This is a genomic window from Lentzea sp. HUAS12, from assembly GCF_024125735.1.
Classification (GTDB): Bacteria; Actinomycetota; Actinomycetes; order Mycobacteriales; family Pseudonocardiaceae; genus Lentzea; species Lentzea albida.
The window spans coordinates 6,716,161-6,732,440 of the sequence record NZ_CP099738.1; the positions used below are offsets into that span (position 1 = coordinate 6,716,161).

Consider the following 16,280-nt stretch of genomic DNA (forward strand, 5'->3'; position numbering starts at 1 on the left):
AAGAACTTTGGCGCGAACACCTTTCATCGCCCATTCAGGTGACGAGCGGTTCCGGCGACGATTGAGCCCATGAGCTGCCCCGTCTCCCCGAAGCTGGATTTCGGCGGCACCACGCCGTACGAGGACTACGTGCACGCGTCGGTGCTGCACACCCTCCAGCAGCAGTGGTCCAAAGATCCGCGCGAGATGTCGTTCCTGGTCATCACGCAGGTGATGGAGCTGTACTTCGGCCTGCTGTGCTTCGAGTGGCGCCAGGCCCAGACCGAGCTGCGCGCCGACGACCTGCGCGCCGCCGTCCGCACCCTGCGCAGGTCCGACCTGCACCTCCAGGCGCTGTCCGCCGCGTGGCGGCCGATCGCGCGGATGACGCCGACCGAGTTCAACTCGTTCCGCGACGCGCTCGGCGAGGGCTCCGGGTTCCAGAGCGGCATGTACCGCGAGATGGAGTTCCTGCTCGGCGAGAAGTCGCGGTCGATGCTCGTGCCGCACCGCGCGGTGCCCGCCATGCACGATCAGCTGGAGAAGTCGCTCGGCGAGCCGTCTCTTTACGACGACGTGCTGGCCGCGTTGCGGCGCAGGGGTTTCGGCATCCCGCAGTCGGTGCTCGACCGCGACCTGACGCAGGCCTACGAGCCTTCCGCCGAGGTCGAGCAGGTGTGGGCGGACATCTACCGCGGCGACGACCGCGACCTGCTGGAGCTGGGTGAGGCGCTGACCGACATCGCCGAGGAGTTCGCGCGCTGGCGCTACGACCACCTGCTCGCGACCCGCCGCTCGATGGGCTCGAAGGTCGGCACCGGTGGCTCCGCTGGTGTTGCATGGCTGGAGAAGCGCACCCAGCGTGCGGTGTTCCCCGAGCTGTGGACCGCAAGGAGCTACGTGTGAAGCGGGAGCTGTTCGACATCCCCGAAGGTGTCATCTACCTCGACGGCAACTCCCTCGGCGCACCACCGAAACACGTCGCCGAACGCATGCAGGACGTCGTCGAGAACCAATGGGGAACGCGCCTGATCCGGTCGTGGTCCGAGGGCTGGTGGGAGGCGCCGCAACGGATCGGCGACCGCGTCGGCCGGCTGCTCGGAGCCGCAGAGGGCCAGGTCGTCGTCGGCGACTCGACGTCGGTCAACGTCTTCAAGGCGTTGATGGGCGCGGTGAAGGGCAGCGACCGCACCGAGATCGTGTGCGACGAGTCGACGTTCCCGACCGACGGGTACATCGCGCAGTCCGTGGCCTCGTTGACGGGCATGAAGATCCGTGCCGCTCAACCGTCCTCTTCGGATCTGACCGAGGACACCGCCGTGGTGCTGCTCAACCAGGTCGACTACCGGACCGGCGAGCTGCACGACATGAAGGCGCTCACCGAGCAGGCCCACGCCGCCGGCGCGCAGGTGGTCTGGGACCTCTGCCACAGCGCGGGCGTGCTGCCCATCGAATTGGACGCGCTCCAAGTCGACTTCGCGATCGGCTGCACCTACAAGTTCCTCAACGGCGGACCGGGCTCGCCGGCGTTCATCTACGTGCCGCACCACAAGCAGCCCACGTTCGAGAACCCGCTCTCGGGCTGGAACGGGCACCGCGAGCCGTTCGGCATGAAGCCGTCCTACGAACCGGATCCCGGCATCGTGCGCGCACGGGTCGGCACGCCGGACATCCTCTCGATGCTGGCGCTCGACGCGGCACTGGACGTGTGGGACGACGTGGACCTCGCCGAACTGCGCGAGCGCGGCCTCAAGCTCACCGCGCTGTTCCGCGAGCACGTCGAGAAGCTCACGAGCCTCGAGGTGATCACCCCGGAGAACCGCGGCAACCAGATCTCGGTGCGCTCCGAGAACGCCAGGGCCGTGATGGACGAACTGATCGCGCGCGGCGTCATCGGCGACCACCGGCCGCCGGACATCCTCCGGTTCGGCTTCGCCCCGCTCTACGTCACCGACGAGGACGCGGTCAAGGCCGCGGAGGTCCTCGCGGAGATCGTCAACTAGCGAGCGCGGCGTCCGCGATGCTGCGAGCCTCGCGGGCGCCCGCCTCCAGCGACGAGCACACGAACAGGATCCACTGGGCGAGGCCCTCCAGCGTCCCGGACGCGAACGCCACGGACGCGGCCTCGTACTCGGCGGACCGGCGCAGGCACGCCACCTCGGGCACACCGAGGCCCTTGGGGTCGAGCCCGGTCGAGATCGACGTCATCCGCGCGGCGGCACGGGCGACCACCCCGTTGGCGACGTCGAACGGCGCGAGGCCCAGGAGCTCGCCGTGCACCACCGCGACGACGATCGGCGCCGGCACGGACGTCCCGCCGGTGACCAGCGAGCCCAGGAGGTCGAGCCGCTGGGACACGTCCTCGGAGACGCGAGGCCGCCCGACGTCCGACGTCAGGTCCGCGGCGGCGAGGACGTGCAACCGCGCGAGGGCCTGCAACGGCGCGCGCTGCCACGTGGCGACCAGTCCACCCAGCGCCTCGGCGATGCGCAACGACCCGGCGAGCACCGGGTCGGAGACCTCGCCGGACTCCGGGATCTCGGTCGGACCGCCCTCCAGGGCCGCCGACGCACGGGCCGCGCGGACGGACGCCTCCGCCGCCGTGGTGGCCCAGCCTCGCAGGTTCACCCGATGGCGGTGCACCTGGAAGACGGCGTCCTTGGCGGCGTTCGCGGCGTCGGCCACGCCAGGCAAGGAAAGCAGCGGAGCGAGAGGATCGGTCACGGTCGCGCAGAGTACCTGACCAGGTGAAACCCGTGACCCAGCTCACTGGCCGGACCGTTGAGCGCGCAACTGCGCCCGTTCAACGCGCCACACGTGCCTGGACCAGACAAAACGGGTTACACAATGACAGCCGTGTAACCGACTTCCCCAGATTGGTCTGAACCTTTTTGGGGAGGAACCTGTTGGAAGTGAACTGGCTCGCACTACGGTCAGTACCCGCATCCCCAACCGGTCTGGACTTTCCAGGAGGTCTCGCACCATGACGCAGTCGCCAGGCCAGGGCAACGCCCTGGACAACCTGCTCACGGAGAGCAGGACGTTCCCGCCTTCCGACGAGTTCGCGGCACAGGCGAACGCACAGCCCGCGCTGTACGAGGAGGCGAAGGCCGACCGCGAGGCGTTCTGGGCGAAGCAGGCGGAACGGCTGCACTGGGAGACCAAGTGGGACCAGGTCCTCGACTGGTCGAACGCGCCCTTCGCCCAGTGGTTCGTCGGCGGCAAGCTCAACGTCGCCTACAACTGCGTGGACCGCCACGTCGAGTCGGGCCACGGCGAGCAGGTCGCCATCCACTGGGAGGGCGAGCCCGGCGACAGCCGCGCCATCACCTACGCCGAACTGCAGCGCGAGGTCTCCAAGGCCGCGAACGCGCTGACGTCGCTGGGGATCGGCGCCGAGGACCGCGTCGCGATCTACATGCCGATGATCCCCGAGGCGATCTTCTCGATGCTCGCCTGCGCCCGCGTCGGCGCGCTGCACAACGTCGTGTTCGGCGGCTTCTCCGCCGAGGCGCTGCGCACCCGCATCCAGGACTCCGAGGCCCGCGTCGTGATCACGACCGACGGCCAGTACCGCCGCGGCAACCCGGCTCCGCTCAAGCCCGCCGTGGACGAGGCCGTCGCCGGCGCGCCGTCGGTGGAGAAGGTCATCGTCGTCAAGCGCACCGACACCGAGGTCGCGTGGACCGACAAGGACGTGTGGTGGCACGAGCTGGTGGACTCGCAGTCCGACCAGCACACCCCCGAGGCGTTCGACTCGGAGCACCCGCTCTTCATCCTCTACACCTCGGGCACCACGGGGAAGCCGAAGGGCATCCTGCACACGTCCGGCGGCTACCTCACGCAGGCGTCGTACACGCACTTCAACGTGTTCGACCTCAAGCCGGACACCGACGTGTACTGGTGCACCGCGGACATCGGCTGGGTCACCGGCCACAGCTACATCGTCTACGGCCCGCTGTCGAACCGCGTGACGCAGGTCGTCTACGAAGGCACGCCGAACACCCCGAACGAGGGCCGGCACTGGGACATCGTGCAGAAGTACGGCGTCTCGATCTACTACACGGCGCCGACGCTGATCCGCACCTTCATGAAGTGGGGCGCGGACATCCCGGCCAAGTACGACCTCTCGACGCTGCGCGTGCTGGGGTCGGTCGGCGAGCCGATCAACCCCGAGGCGTGGATCTGGTACCGCGAGAACATCGGCGGCGGCAAGGCCCCGATCGTCGACACGTGGTGGCAGACCGAGACCGGCGCGATCATGATCTCGCCGCTGCCCGGCGTGGTGTCCACCAAGCCCGGTTCGGCGCAGCGCCCGCTGCCCGGCATCGGCGCGAAGGTCGTCAACGACGAGGGCGTCGAGGTCCCGCACGGCGGCGGTGGCTACCTGGTGCTGGACGAGCCGTGGCCGTCGATGCTGCGCGGCATCTGGGGCGACGAGGAGCGCTACCGCGACACGTACTGGTCGCGCTTCGGCGAGCAGGGCTTCTACTTCGCCGGTGACGGCGCGAAGTACGACAACGACGGCGACATCTGGCTGCTCGGCCGCGTCGACGACGTGATGAACGTGTCCGGTCACCGCATCTCGACCACCGAGGTCGAGTCGGCGCTCGTGTCGCACCCGACCGTGGCCGAGGCCGCCGTCGTCGGCGCGTCCGACGAGACGACCGGTCAGGGCATCGTGGCGTTCGTGATCCTGCGCGGTGGCGCGGGTGCGGACGCCGGTGGTGCGGACGCGATCAAGGCGCTGCGCGACCACGTGGCCAAGGAGATCGGCCCGATCGCGAAGCCGCGGCAGATCATGGTCGTGCCGGAGCTGCCGAAGACGCGCTCGGGCAAGATCATGCGCCGCCTGCTGCGCGACGTGGCCGAGAACCGCACGGTCGGCGACGTGACGACGCTGGCCGACTCGTCGGTCATGGACCTGATCTCGGCGGGTCTGCAGTCGGGCAAGTCGGAGGACTGACACTGATCTGCGCAAACGTGACGGGCGTCCTCTTCGGGGGACGCCCGTTCGCGTTAGGATTCCATCAGGGTGAGCCGGGAAGTCTGGTCGGCACGAGGATTTGTCGTGCCCGCCGACCCTGGGAGATCCGTGTCCAGCAAGATCGCTGACTTCGCCCGTTACCTCCGCACCGAGACCGTCGGTGGCATGGTGCTGCTCGGCGCCACGGCCGTCGCGTTGCTGTGGGCCAACTCGCCGTTCTCCCCCGCGTACTTCGGCCTGCGAGACCTGCACCTCGGGCCGTTGAGCATCGGCGACTGGGCCAAGGACGGGCTGCTCGCGATCTTCTTCTTCGTCGCCGGGCTGGAGCTCAAGCGCGAGCTCGTCGTCGGTGAGCTCTCGAACTTCAAGGCCGCGGTGCTGCCGATCGTCGCGGCGATCGGCGGGATGATCGTGCCCGCGGTGATCGCGCTGGGCATCGGCTGGGGGCAGCCGGGGATCGAGAAGGCCTGGGCGATCCCCGTCGCGACGGACATCGCGTTCGCGCTGGGCGTGCTGGCGCTGACGGCGTCCGGGCTGCCGTCGAGCCTGCGGGTGTTCCTGCTGTCGCTGGCCGTGGTCGACGACCTGGGCGCGATCATCGTGATCGCCGTCCTGTTCACGGCGAAGTTCAACCTGCTCGCGGCGGGTGCCGTCGTGCTGCTGCTGGCGCTGTACTGGTTCCTGCAGCGCAAGCGGATCACGTCGCCGTGGCTCTACGTGCCGATCGCGCTGGCCACCTGGTGGTTCATGCACGAGTCGGGCATCCACGCCACGATCGCGGGCGTCGCGCTGGCTCTGCTGACGCGGGTGAAGCGCGACCCGTACGAGGCCGAGGCGCCGGCCGTCCGCCTGGAGCACCGGCTGCAGCCGTGGTCCGCCGGTGTCGCCGTGCCGCTGTTCGCGCTGTTCGCGGCGGGTGTGCCGGTGGGTGCCGAGGCGATCGGGAAGCTGTTCGACGACAAGATCGCGATCGGTGTGATGGTCGGGCTCGTGGTCGGCAAGGTGATCGGGATCGTGGGGGCCTCGGCCCTCGCGGTGTGGTTCAAGGCGGCGGTCTGGCCGTCCGGGGCGGGGCCGCGCGACATCGTGGCGGTGGCGACGCTCGGGGGCGTCGGGTTCACCGTCAGCCTGCTGATCGCGGACCTCTCGCTCGAAACCCCGGAGACCGCGAAGGCCGCTGTGTTGTTCGCCTCGATGATCGCGTCGCTGCTCGCCGCGGTGTTGCTCATTCGCCGCAGCCGGGCGCATGGCACGATGTCCGGGTGACCACCAGGGAGCACATCGCGTCGATTCCGCTGACCGCAGACGACCCCACCGCCGAGGCCTCGATCGGCGGCCTCGTCCGCGACGCGACCGCGCACGTGTCGACCCTCGTCAGAGCAGAGGTCGAGCTCGCCAAGGGCGAGATCACCAAGGAGATCAAGAAGGGCGTCAAGGGCAGCGTCTTCTTCATCGTCGCCCTGACGATCCTGTGCTTCAGCCTGTTCTTCCTGTTCATGGCGCTCGGCTTCGGCTTCGCCGAGTGGTTCGGCTGGGGCTACTGGGCGGGCTTCGGCCTCGTCTTCGCCGTGATGCTGCTGACGGCCGTCGTGTTCGCCTTCCTCGGCTACCGCAAGGTCAAGAAGATCAGGGCGCCCGAGAAGTCGATCGCGGCCGCGAAGGACACGGTCGCGGCCCTCACTCGCAGGGGCGACGACAACTGAGCCGCAAACCCGACCCGTCGGTGGTGCGGGTCGCGGGTCCCTGGACGCACCGCGACGTCTCGGCCAACGGCATCCGCCTGCACGTCGCCGAACTCGGCGACGGCCCGCTCGTGCTGCTGCTGCACGGGTTCCCCGAGTTCTGGTGGTCGTGGCGGCACCAGCTCACCGCGCTGGCCGAGGCAGGCTACCGCGCGGTGGCGGTCGACCTGCGCGGCTACGGCGACTCGGACAAACCCCCGCGCGGCTACGACGGTTTCACCCTCGCGGGTGACATCGCGGGACTGGTCAAGGCGCTCGGCGCCCAACGCGCGCACCTGGTGGGTCACGCGTGGGGCGGCTCCATCGCGTGGACGGTCGCAGCGCTGCACCCCCGCGTGGTGTCGTCGGTCTCCGTGCTGTCCGCACCGCACCCGCTGGTGACGCGCCGGGGGTTCCGCCGCCATCCGCGGCGGAACTCCCACGTGCTGCGCTTCCAGCTGCCCCTCCACCCCGAACGCTGGCTGACCGGCGAGAACGGCCTGCAGGTCGCCAAGCTGCTGTCGGCGTGGTCGGGGCCGAAGTGGCGCTCGGCGCCCGAGTTCGACGAGGTCATCCGCCGCTGCCGGCAGGCCATGACGGTGCCGGGGGTCGCCCACAGCGCGCTGGAGTACTACCGCTGGGCGGTGCGCTCGCAGCTGCGCAGCGACGGCCGCCGGTTCGCGGAGGCCGTCGACAAGCAGGTGCAGGTGCCGGTCCTGCAGATCCACGGCGCGCTGGACCCGGTCGTGCCGGAGTCGGCGGCGCGCGATTCGCTGCCGTGGCTCGGGCCCTCCTCGGAGTTCCGCTACCTGCCCGAGGTGGGGCACTTCCCCAACCAGGAGGCGTCCCACACCACGAGCAGGCTGATCACGGAGTTCCTGCAGAAGCAGAGCTGAACGCGGCCCGCAGGGCACCGGCCGGGTCGTCCGGCAGGTCGGCCGACCGCCATGCCACGTAGCCGTCCGGCCTGACCAGCGACGCGCCCTTCGCGGACAGCCCGAAGGCCTCCAGCCGCTCGACCCGTTCGTACCGCACGGCGAGGCCCGACGTGGCCTCCTCCCACTGCGGGTGGTCGGCGACGAGCACCCAGCCGCGTTGGAACAGGTCCAAGGTGGACTTCCCCGGCTCGATCCACACGTGCGGGGCACGCGTGCCCGGCTGGCCGTTCCACCGCTCGGGGAGCTGCGCGGGCGGGAGCTCGGGACCCGCACCGATCACCGCGGCCGAGCGGTAGAGGACGCCGAAGTGCATGGCGTTGTTGTCGAACAGCTCCGCGTCGTCGGGCTCGCCGTCGCGGTTGTGGCCGTCGTTGCGCGCGAAGATCTGCTGGTGGCACAGGGTGGCGACCGGGCGCCGTTCCTCGTCGTAGGTGTCCAGAAGGGACGGTCGTGACTCGCCGTTGAGGACCGCCGCCAGCTTCCAGGCGAGGTTGTGCGCGTCCTCGATGCCGACGTTCGCGCCGAACCCGCCGCGGCTCGGCGGCAGCGTGTGCGCGGAGTCGCCTGCGAGGAAGATCCGCCCGTCGGAGAACCGGTCGGCGACACTCGCGCTGATCGTCCAGCGGCCCGTCGTGATGATCTCGACGTCCACGTCGTCGCGGCCGATGGCCTGGAAGATCTTCTGCCGCAGCTCGGGCTCGGTGTACTCCTGCTCGTCGAGCATCAGGACCCAGCGGCCGTCGCCGTAGGTGGTCAGGAAGCCGACGTCGTCGATCACGAACTGGCCGATGCCGTCCTTCAGGTACTCCTGCAGCGGCGCGCGGAACAGCACGCTGCGGGACGTGTGCATGTAGCCGCGGCCGGTGCGGGTGATGCCGAGCTGTTCGCGCACCGGGCTGCGGTGGCCGTCGGCCGCGACCAGGTAGTCGGCGCGGATCTCGTACGGCTCGCCGTCGCCCCGCACGACCGCCGTGACGCCGTCGGAGTCCTGGGAGAACTCCAGCATCCGGGTGCTCATGCGGATGTCCGCGCCCAGCTCACGGGCCTTGTCGCGCAGGATCGGCTCCATCCGGTCCTGCGCGACGCCGACGCCTCTGACCGGGGAGTACTCGACGTCGGACAGCTGCGCCGGCGGTGTCCAGAACGTCTCGTCGTACTTCTTGCCGACCAGGCTCTCCGCCCGCACGCGGCGCACGCCGAAGCCCTTGGCCATGCGGCTCTTCGGCAGCTCGTCCTCCAGGCCCACCGCCCGCAGCAACTCGCCCACCCGAGCGTTGAACCCGACCGCCCGCGGGTGCGGTGAGCTGCCCGGATGCTTCTCCACCAGCACCACGTCCACCCCGCGCCACGCCAGGAACAGCGCGGCCGACGTGCCCGCCAGTCCCCCACCGACCACCAACACCGAAGTCCTCATCGCATCCTCCCGATACGCCGTATCATTCAATACACTGTATCGCGATAAGACGCTGTATTGTCCAGTCCGATGTCGAACGAACCCGTGTGGGACCGCCCAGAGCCGCCCAGCAAGCCGTCACCGATCCCGTTGAGCAGGGACCTGATCGTGGGAGCCGCGATCAGGCTCGCCGACGAGGGCGGGCTCGACGAGGTGTCGATCCGCAAGGTCGCCGCCGCCCTGGGCGCCGGTCCGATGCGCCTCTACGGCTACGTCGAGACCAAGGACGAGCTGCTCGACCTGATGGTCGACGAGGTCTACGGCGAGATCACGCTGCCCGAGCCCGGCACCGACTGGCGGGCGGCCCTGACGCGGATCGCCCACGGCGTCCGCGCGGCGGCCAAGCGGCACCCGTGGCTGGTCGACCTGCTCGGCGGCAGGCCGCACCGGGGCCCGAACTCGCTGACGCACATCGAGGCGACGCTGGCCACGCTCGACGGCAGGCCGGAGTTCCCGACCATCGACCACGTGCTCGGCGCGGTCGGGACGGTGATGGCGTACGTGCACGGCGCCGTCCGCAACGAGATCGCCGAGGCCCGCGAGGAGCAGGCCAGCGGCATGACCGAGGAGCAGTGGCAGGCCGCGTCCGGGCCGTACATGCGCAAGGTGCTCGCCACGGGGCGCTTCCCGAGGCTCGCCAAGGTCATGTTCGAGGCCGAGCACACGAACGCCGCCGCGTGGTTCGACACGGGCCTGGACTACGTGCTCAACGGCATCGCCGCTACGACGCGCAGCCCTGGGTGGAGGCCCGGCGGGTCAGCGACGGCGCCTTCTGCACCATCGACTGCACCTGCTGGGCCGTGAGCACGAAACCCGTCTCCGGGTCGTCGACCGCGGCACCGAAGACCACGCCCATCACCCGGCCGTTCGGGTCGACCAGCGGGCCGCCCGAGTTGCCGGAGCGGACCTCGGCGCGAACGGTGTAGACGTCGCGCGTGACCGTCTGGGCGTCGTAGATGTCCGGGCCGCGCAGCAGCGGGATCCGCTCGCGGACACGGGCCGGCGACGACTTGTACGGGCCGTCGAGCGGGTAGCCGAGCACGATGCCGTCCTCGCCCGGCTGCACCTCGTCGCTGCGGAACTGCAGCGGCGTGGCCTCCAGGTCCGGCACCGCGAGCACGGCGATGTCGGTGCGCGGGTCGTAGGAGACGACCGTCGCGTCGAACTGGCCGCGGCCGACCTCGACCGTCACCTCGTTCGTGCCTGCGACGACGTGCGCGTTCGTCATGACCCGCTCGGGCGCGATGACGAACCCGGTGCCTTCGAGCGCACGGGAGCACGACGGCGCACGGCCGCGGACCTTGAGCACGCTCGCCTGGAGCCGTTTCGCGACCGGGGAGTCGGCGAGCTGGCTGTTCGGCGGCTCGACGTCCTTGAGCGGCGTGCGGTTGAACGGGTCCATCGCCTGCGGGAAGCCCGAGACGTCGAAGAGCTTCTGCAGGTCACCGGACAGCACGCGGGCGGCCTGCGGCATGGTCTGGTCGACCTTGCCGAGGATCACCGACTGCTTGAGCGACGACGTGAGGTCGGGCAGACCGACGACCGAGGTGAGCGGCAGCGCGATCATCCACGCCACGACGAAGACGACCAGGCCCTGCACGATGGCGCCCAGGGCGTTGTCCGCGCCGCGCAACGGCGACGCGTTGACGCGCGCCTTGATCGTCCTGCCGATGTAGACGCCGATGGTCTCGCCCAGTGCCACGAGCAGCACGACGATGCCGACCGCGAACACGACCTTGGTGACGACGTTCTCGAACTGGGACACCAGCAACGGCGCGATCTGCGTGCCCAGGATCAGGCCGACGAGCACACCGACGAACGCGGGGAGCGCGACGACCATGCCCTGCCTGGCCCCGGACACCGCGGCGATCGCGGCGAGGCCCAGCACGAGCAGGTCAACCCAGTTCAACCCGAAACCTCCGCCTCACTGTGTAGCGCGCAACGCTAGTTCAAGGTCACGCACATCGGTCGCATCCCACGGCTGCTCCCAGCCGCCGAGTGCGATCAGGCCGTTGATCAACCCCGCGGTGAAGCCCCACACCAGCATGCCCGGCGCGGAGAAGGCCGCTCCGACGTAACCCGCGGGGTGGCGCACGCGGAACCGGTTGGCGGGGTCCGCGAGGTGCGCCACGGGCACCCGCGCGACGGCGGCGGTCTCCGCCGGGTCGACCGGTGCGACGGGGCTCGGCTGTTCCCAGTAGGCGAGCACGGGCGTGACCACGAACCCCGACACCGGCACGTACAGCTCCGGCAGCGTCGCAAGTGGTCTCACTCCTGACTCAAGTACACCGGTCTCCTCGTAAGCCTCGCGTAATGCCGTGGCGACCGGCCCTTCGTCCGTTTCGTCCTGTGCGCCGCCGGGGAACGCGACCTGGCCCGGATGCGAGCCCAGCGTGTCCGACCGGCGCAGCAGCAGGATGTCCGGCCCGTGCTCCTCGGACTCGCCGAACAGCATGAGCACGGCCGCCTTGCGGTAGGCCCTCGTCGGAGTGCGCGGGTCCCGCATGAACGTTCGCCCGTCGATCTCCTCGGTGGCCTTCGCCAGGCGCTGCATCCAGTCGGGTGGCTCTGCCGCCTCCGTCATCGAACCGCCTTCTCCACCTGGTCCGGAGCGGTGAAGTACGGCGGATCGGTGATCTGCCGGACCTGACCGTCCGCTGATACGTAATACGTGGCGGGGAGCGACTTCGGCGCCTTCACCTTCTTGCGCAGCTCGTCGGCGCCGTCGTGCACGGACGGCAGCCGCACGCCGAGCCGGGCGAGCAGCTCCAGGCCGTCCGCCTCCCTGCTGTCCACAAGAACTGGGACGACGGGCACGGCACCTGGTTGCTTCGCGTAGGCGTCCAGCACGGGCAGCTCCTCCTGGCACGGCTGGCACCAGGTCGCCCAGAAGTTGATCAGGAGCGGGCCCTTGAGCGCGAGGGCCGTCCGGGTGCCGTCACCGAGGCACGTCACGTCGACGCCGCCCTCGCCCGGGAGTCCGCACGGCCGGAGCTGGGCCTGCGCGCGCAACGCGGCCACGTCCTGGGTCTGGCGGGAAGGCGTGGGCAGCGGCGCCGGCGAGTCGTCACGGGGCCACAGCGCCACGACCCCCGCGAGCCCGAGGACGAGCACCACGACGAGCCAGCGCGTGCGGTTGTTCACGCTCCTAGCTTCTCACCGGCCCGCACCCGCTCGGCGAGCTCGATCAGGTGGGGCTTCTCCTCGCCCTTGACGAGCTTGGCCGCCTTGTCCGGGTCCTCGGGCCCGAGGCCGTACGACGGGCAGTCCTTCATCAGCAGGCAGGCGCCGCAGGCAGGCGTTTTGGCGTGGCAGACGCGGCGTCCGTGGAAGATGATCCAGTGCGACGCCATCGTCCAGTCGCGCTTCTCGATCAGCTCGCCGATGGCGTGCTCGACCTTGACCGCGTCCTCCAGCTCGGTCCAGCCCCAGCGGCGGACGAGACGACCGAAGTGGGTGTCGACTGTGATGCCGGGCACATCGAACGCGTTGCCGAGAACCACGTTGGCCGTCTTGCGTCCTACACCGGGGAGCTTGACCAGCTCTTCGAGAGTGCCGGGGACGACGCCGTCGTACTGCTCCACCAGAGCAGCGCCGAGTCCCAGCAGGGATGTCGCCTTGTTCCGGTAGAAGCCGGTCGGGCGGATCATCTCCTCGAGCTCGGTCCGGTCGGCGCCGGCGTAGTCGGCGGCCGTCGGGTACTTCGCGAACAGGGCGGGAGTGACCTCGTTGACCTTCTTGTCGGTGCACTGCGCGGACAGCACGACCGCCACGAGCAGCTCGAGCGGCGTCGTGAAGTCCAGCTCGCAGTGCGCGTCGGGGTAGCCCTCGGCCAGCACGCGCACCATCCGGCGGGCCCTGCGCGTCAGGCCCAGCTTGGTTTCCGGCTTCTTCGTTGCGGGCACTGATCCAGAGTAGTCAACACGCCGGAACCGACCCCTAGATCCGCACTCGAATCCCTCATGCGCCACACTTCGGAGCATCATGACTGCCTGGCTTGTGATCGTCGTTCCGATCGTGATCATGTTCTTCGCGCTCTTCATGGAGCGCGTCGAAGCGAAGCTCCGGCACGTTGCCGTGCAGGAGAACGAGGTCGAGGAGTTCCTGGAGTCCGCCAGGCCCGAAGAGGTCAAGGCGCTCTACGGACACGGCATCGGTCGCGCACTCGACATGTTCCGCCTCCGTCGTCGTGGCCGCGGGGGTGCGCGCAAGCGCGTCCGTTAGCCCATGGCCCCGCGCTAGGTGACACCCGAATGGCGTAGACTGGTTCGTTGGGCTCTGGATCGAGCCAGTCGCGTTGTTCCTACCAAGACGGCGAGCCGAGCGGCGATCCACAAGAGAGCCCTTAGACTGCAACGCAGTGATCGGCGGCACGGCGCTGACTCCACCAAAGATGGTGGTAGGCGTGCCGTCGCGTCGATTAGGAGGGACGAGGTGGACGAGACCCTGGCGCGAGCGGGCATCTTCCAGGGGGTGGACCCGGCGGCCGCAGAGGCGCTGGCGACGACCCTGGAGACGGTGGAGTTCCCGCGTGGCCACGTGATCTTCGCGGAGGGTGAGCCGGGCGACCGCCTGTACATCATCCAGTCCGGCAAGGTGAAGATCGGCCGCAAGTCGCCGGACGGCCGCGAGAACCTGTTGGGGATCTTCGGACCCTCGGACATGTTCGGCGAACTGTCCATTTTCGATCCCGGCCCCCGCACGTCGACCGCGACGACGGTGACCGAGGTGCGCGCGGTGTCCATGGACCGCCCCGCGCTCCGCCAGTGGATCACCAACCGGCCGGAGATCGCCGAGCAGCTGCTGAGGGCCCTGGCCCGCAGGCTGCGCCGGACGAACTCGATGCTGGCCGACCTGATCTTCACGGACGTGCCGGGCCGAGTCGCCAAGGCGCTGCTGCAGCTCGCACAGCGCTTCGGCTCGCAGGAGGCCGGCCTGCTCCGCGTCACGCACGACCTGACGCAGGAGGAGATCGCCCAGTTCGTCGGCGCGTCTCGCGAGACCGTGAACAAGGCCCTGGCCGACTTCGCGCACCGCGGCTGGCTGCGCCTCGAAGGCAAGAGCGTCCTGATCCTGGACCCGGAGCGCCTGGCGCGCCGCGCCCGCTAGGGGCCGGAGCACGAAGCTTCACCTGCAGCGGAGCCCCGTCAGCCGACGGGGCTCCGCTGCTTTTGGTTCCGGCGGGGCCGCGGGGTGCGACTGCCGAGGCAGCGCGGCTCGGCGACTCGGTGGGACTGACGGCAGTGGGGCATCGGGGGATTTTGGGGAGGCTGCGGGTTCGCGGGCGCCGCGAGGCGGCGGAGCTGGCGGGTACCGCGAGGCAGCGGGGTCCGCGAGCGCCGCGAGGCAGCAGGCTTCGCGAGCGCCGCGAGGCAGCGGAGCTGACGAGTACCGCCAGACCGCAGGCTTCGTAGGTGCCGCGAGGTCCCGCAGGACAGCAAACTCGGCGGGGGTTCCGCCCCACGGCGGCGGTCCCGAAGGGCCAGCTCGCCCAATGCCGCGAGTTCGCGCTGGTCGTCCGTTCGCCTCTTCGTCGTGATTCGGCGAAGCCCAATCACGGCGAAGCGGCGGGCGGACGACCAGCTACTCGGCGAACGAGCCGGAGCGGCGCAGCCGCGACCAAACAAAAAGGACCGGGCGCCACCCCCGACGTGGCGCACCGGTCCTTTGTGTTGCACGGCCCATCCCCCGACGAACCGTGCTTTCCATCCCTCTGGCGCGTAGGCCCCGACCCTCAAGCCAGAGGTTGGTCTCGATCGATGAGTCAACTTTCGCACGTCGGCACCCCGACCACTCAAGCCCTTTCACCCTCAAGGACCTCGTGTGTGGCCGATTCGTTGCATGTTTCACCCGGTCATCCCATTCCTGTGACCCAATCGCAACCCTGGTGACTCCGCGCACCTGATCTGGTACTTGCGTACCAACTTTGGCATACTGGTACACATGTCCCACTCCGCTCGCCTGTCCGACTACCGTGCTGCCCTGACGACTCCCGGCATGCGTGGCCCCGTGGTCGCGTCTCTGCTCGCCCGCCTGCCCATCGCGATGGTCGGGCTCTCGCTGCTGCTCTACGTGGAGCGCGCGACGGGATCGTTCGCGGCCGCCGGCATGGTCTCGGCGGCGGCGCTGGTGGGTGTGGCTCTCGGGTCGGTCGTCCAGGGGCGGTTGATGGACCGCTTCGGTCCTACTCGCCCACTGCTTTTCGTGACCGGGCTGTTCGCCCTCTTCGTCGCCGTGTCCGTGCTCGGTGTGGAGGCGGGTGCGCCCGTGTTCGCGCTGGTCCCGCTGGCCCTCGGCGTCGGTGCCACGGAGCCGATGGTGGGTTCGGCGTCGCGTGCGCTGTGGGAGCGGATGGTTCCCGCCGGGCCCACTCGGATGGCCGGGTACGCCTACGAGGCGATCAGCATGGAGGTCTTCTTCATCCTCGGGCCGGGTCTCGCCGGTCTGCTGCTGGCCGCGCCGTGGGCGGGCACCGGTGTGGTCGTCGGTGCTGTGCTGATGGTCGTGGGTGCGCTGTGGTTCGCGTTCAACCCCGTCGTGCGTGCTTGGGGTCCTGTCGAGCAGGCGCCGCGGCCGTTGCTCGGCGCGTTCGCGTATCCCGGCATGCGCACGGTGGCGCTCGCCGCGCTCGGTTTCGGTGTGACGATCGGCTTCGTCGAGGTGGCCGTGCCCGCGTTCGCGAAGGCGGCGGGCCAGGCCTCGATGGGTGGTCTGATGCTGTCGCTGTGGTCGATCAGCTCGGTGATCTTCGGCGTGCTCTACGGGATGCGCCCGTGGCCGCGGCCCATGCACCTGCGGCTGCCGGTGCTGCTCGGCGGCTTCGGTCTGCTCTCGTTCCTGCTGGCCGTCCCGGCCACGCTGGTCGGGCTCGCGATCGCGCTGTTCCTGGTCGGCACGCTGATCACGCCGCAGTCGACCGCGCACTCCGCGGCGATCGAGCAGGTCACGCCGAACGGCATGGCCGCCGAGGCGTTCGGCTGGGTGATCACCTCGGTGACCGTCGGCCTCGCCATCGGCCAGGGCATCTCCGGGCAGCTGATCGAGCACTTCGGCACGCGGCCCGCGTTCGTCGCGGCCGGTGTGGCCGGGCTGCTGATCGCGCTGGCGGTGTGGCTGCTGCGCGGGACCGTGCAGCGCGGCGTGCCCGCCGAGGTGCCCGCGCGTTCCGAGATGGAACTCGCCTCCCGCTGACGGACGGCCGG

General features: G+C 69.9%; 16 protein-coding genes. 10 read left to right on the top strand and 6 right to left on the bottom strand.

Going from position 1 to position 16,280, the window contains the following annotated elements; genetic code table 11:
- Positions 1–69 precede the first annotated feature (69 nt).
- Both ND450_RS30850 and kynU read left to right on the top strand, forming a co-directional pair.
- The gene (locus ND450_RS30850) at positions 70–885 is read left to right on the top strand and encodes a tryptophan 2,3-dioxygenase (RefSeq protein ID WP_253321956.1); all 816 of its coding nucleotides are present in this window, start codon (positions 70–72) and stop codon (positions 883–885) included.
- Complete coding sequence (gene kynU, locus ND450_RS30855) at positions 882–1,982, top strand: kynureninase (RefSeq protein ID WP_253321957.1); 1,101 nt, start codon at positions 882–884, stop codon at positions 1,980–1,982. Before ND450_RS30850 ends, kynU begins: the two co-directional genes overlap by 4 nt.
- On the opposite strand, the gene ND450_RS30860 is transcribed toward kynU, so the two are convergent.
- Entirely contained in the window at positions 1,975–2,703 is a 729-nt protein-coding gene (locus ND450_RS30860; protein ID WP_089908142.1) for an oxidoreductase, read from the bottom strand. The genes kynU and ND450_RS30860 overlap by 8 nt on opposite strands.
- 259 nt (positions 2,704–2,962) lie before the next feature.
- On the opposite strand from ND450_RS30860, the gene acs reads away from it, so the two are divergent.
- From acs to ND450_RS30880, 4 genes are all read left to right on the top strand, one after another.
- A complete protein-coding gene (gene acs, locus ND450_RS30865) occupies positions 2,963–4,945 on the top strand; it encodes an acetate--CoA ligase (RefSeq protein WP_253321958.1) in 1,983 nt (660 codons plus the stop codon).
- Between the two features lie 129 nt (positions 4,946–5,074).
- Complete coding sequence (gene nhaA, locus ND450_RS30870; RefSeq protein ID WP_256557320.1) at positions 5,075–6,232, top strand: Na+/H+ antiporter NhaA; 1,158 nt, start codon at positions 5,075–5,077, stop codon at positions 6,230–6,232.
- On the top strand, positions 6,229–6,669 hold the full coding sequence (locus ND450_RS30875) for a phage holin family protein (protein ID WP_245785825.1): 441 nt from the start codon (positions 6,229–6,231) through the stop codon (positions 6,667–6,669). The genes nhaA and ND450_RS30875 overlap by 4 nt, the downstream gene beginning before the upstream one ends.
- Positions 6,666–7,583 (top strand): alpha/beta fold hydrolase, encoded by a 918-nt coding sequence (locus ND450_RS30880; RefSeq protein WP_253328043.1) that lies wholly within the window; start codon positions 6,666–6,668, stop codon positions 7,581–7,583. Before ND450_RS30875 ends, ND450_RS30880 begins: the two co-directional genes overlap by 4 nt.
- Here ND450_RS30880 and ND450_RS30885 read toward each other — a convergent pair.
- Positions 7,555–9,039, bottom strand: coding sequence for an FAD-dependent oxidoreductase (locus ND450_RS30885; protein WP_253321959.1), 1,485 nt, complete (start codon positions 9,037–9,039; stop codon positions 7,555–7,557). The two genes, ND450_RS30880 and ND450_RS30885, sit on opposite strands and share 29 nt — an antisense overlap.
- Positions 9,040–9,108: 69 nt before the next feature.
- On the opposite strand from ND450_RS30885, the gene ND450_RS30890 reads away from it, so the two are divergent.
- Entirely contained in the window at positions 9,109–9,882 is a 774-nt protein-coding gene (locus ND450_RS30890) for a TetR/AcrR family transcriptional regulator (protein WP_253321960.1), read from the top strand.
- On the opposite strand, the gene ND450_RS30895 is transcribed toward ND450_RS30890, so the two are convergent.
- The 4 genes from ND450_RS30895 to nth are packed head-to-tail and all read right to left on the bottom strand — an operon-like array spanning position 9,800 to position 12,926.
- Positions 9,800–10,987, bottom strand: coding sequence for a MarP family serine protease (locus tag ND450_RS30895; RefSeq protein ID WP_089908127.1), 1,188 nt, complete (start codon positions 10,985–10,987; stop codon positions 9,800–9,802). The genes ND450_RS30890 and ND450_RS30895 overlap by 83 nt on opposite strands.
- Before the next feature lie 15 nt (positions 10,988–11,002).
- A complete protein-coding gene (locus ND450_RS30900; RefSeq protein WP_089908124.1) occupies positions 11,003–11,662 on the bottom strand; it encodes a CoA pyrophosphatase in 660 nt (219 codons plus the stop codon).
- Positions 11,659–12,222, bottom strand: a complete 564-nt coding sequence (locus ND450_RS30905; RefSeq protein ID WP_253321961.1) for a TlpA disulfide reductase family protein — start codon at positions 12,220–12,222, stop codon at positions 11,659–11,661. The genes ND450_RS30900 and ND450_RS30905 overlap by 4 nt, the downstream gene beginning before the upstream one ends.
- Entirely contained in the window at positions 12,219–12,926 is a 708-nt protein-coding gene (gene nth / locus ND450_RS30910; RefSeq protein WP_245785904.1) for an endonuclease III, read from the bottom strand. Before nth ends, ND450_RS30905 begins: the two co-directional genes overlap by 4 nt.
- Positions 12,927–13,062: 136 nt before the next feature.
- Here nth and ND450_RS30915 point away from each other — a divergent pair, with 136 nt between their 5' ends.
- The 3 genes from ND450_RS30915 (at position 13,063) to ND450_RS30925 (ending at position 16,269) form a co-directional block, all read left to right on the top strand.
- A complete protein-coding gene (locus ND450_RS30915; RefSeq protein ID WP_030477588.1) occupies positions 13,063–13,302 on the top strand; it encodes a hypothetical protein in 240 nt (79 codons plus the stop codon).
- Between the two features lie 210 nt (positions 13,303–13,512).
- Positions 13,513–14,187 (top strand): Crp/Fnr family transcriptional regulator, encoded by a 675-nt coding sequence (locus ND450_RS30920; protein WP_030477589.1) that lies wholly within the window; start codon positions 13,513–13,515, stop codon positions 14,185–14,187.
- A gap of 834 nt (positions 14,188–15,021) precedes the next feature.
- Positions 15,022–16,269, top strand: a complete 1,248-nt coding sequence (locus tag ND450_RS30925; protein WP_253321962.1) for an MFS transporter — start codon at positions 15,022–15,024, stop codon at positions 16,267–16,269.
- The last annotated feature ends 11 nt before the right edge of the window (positions 16,270–16,280 follow it).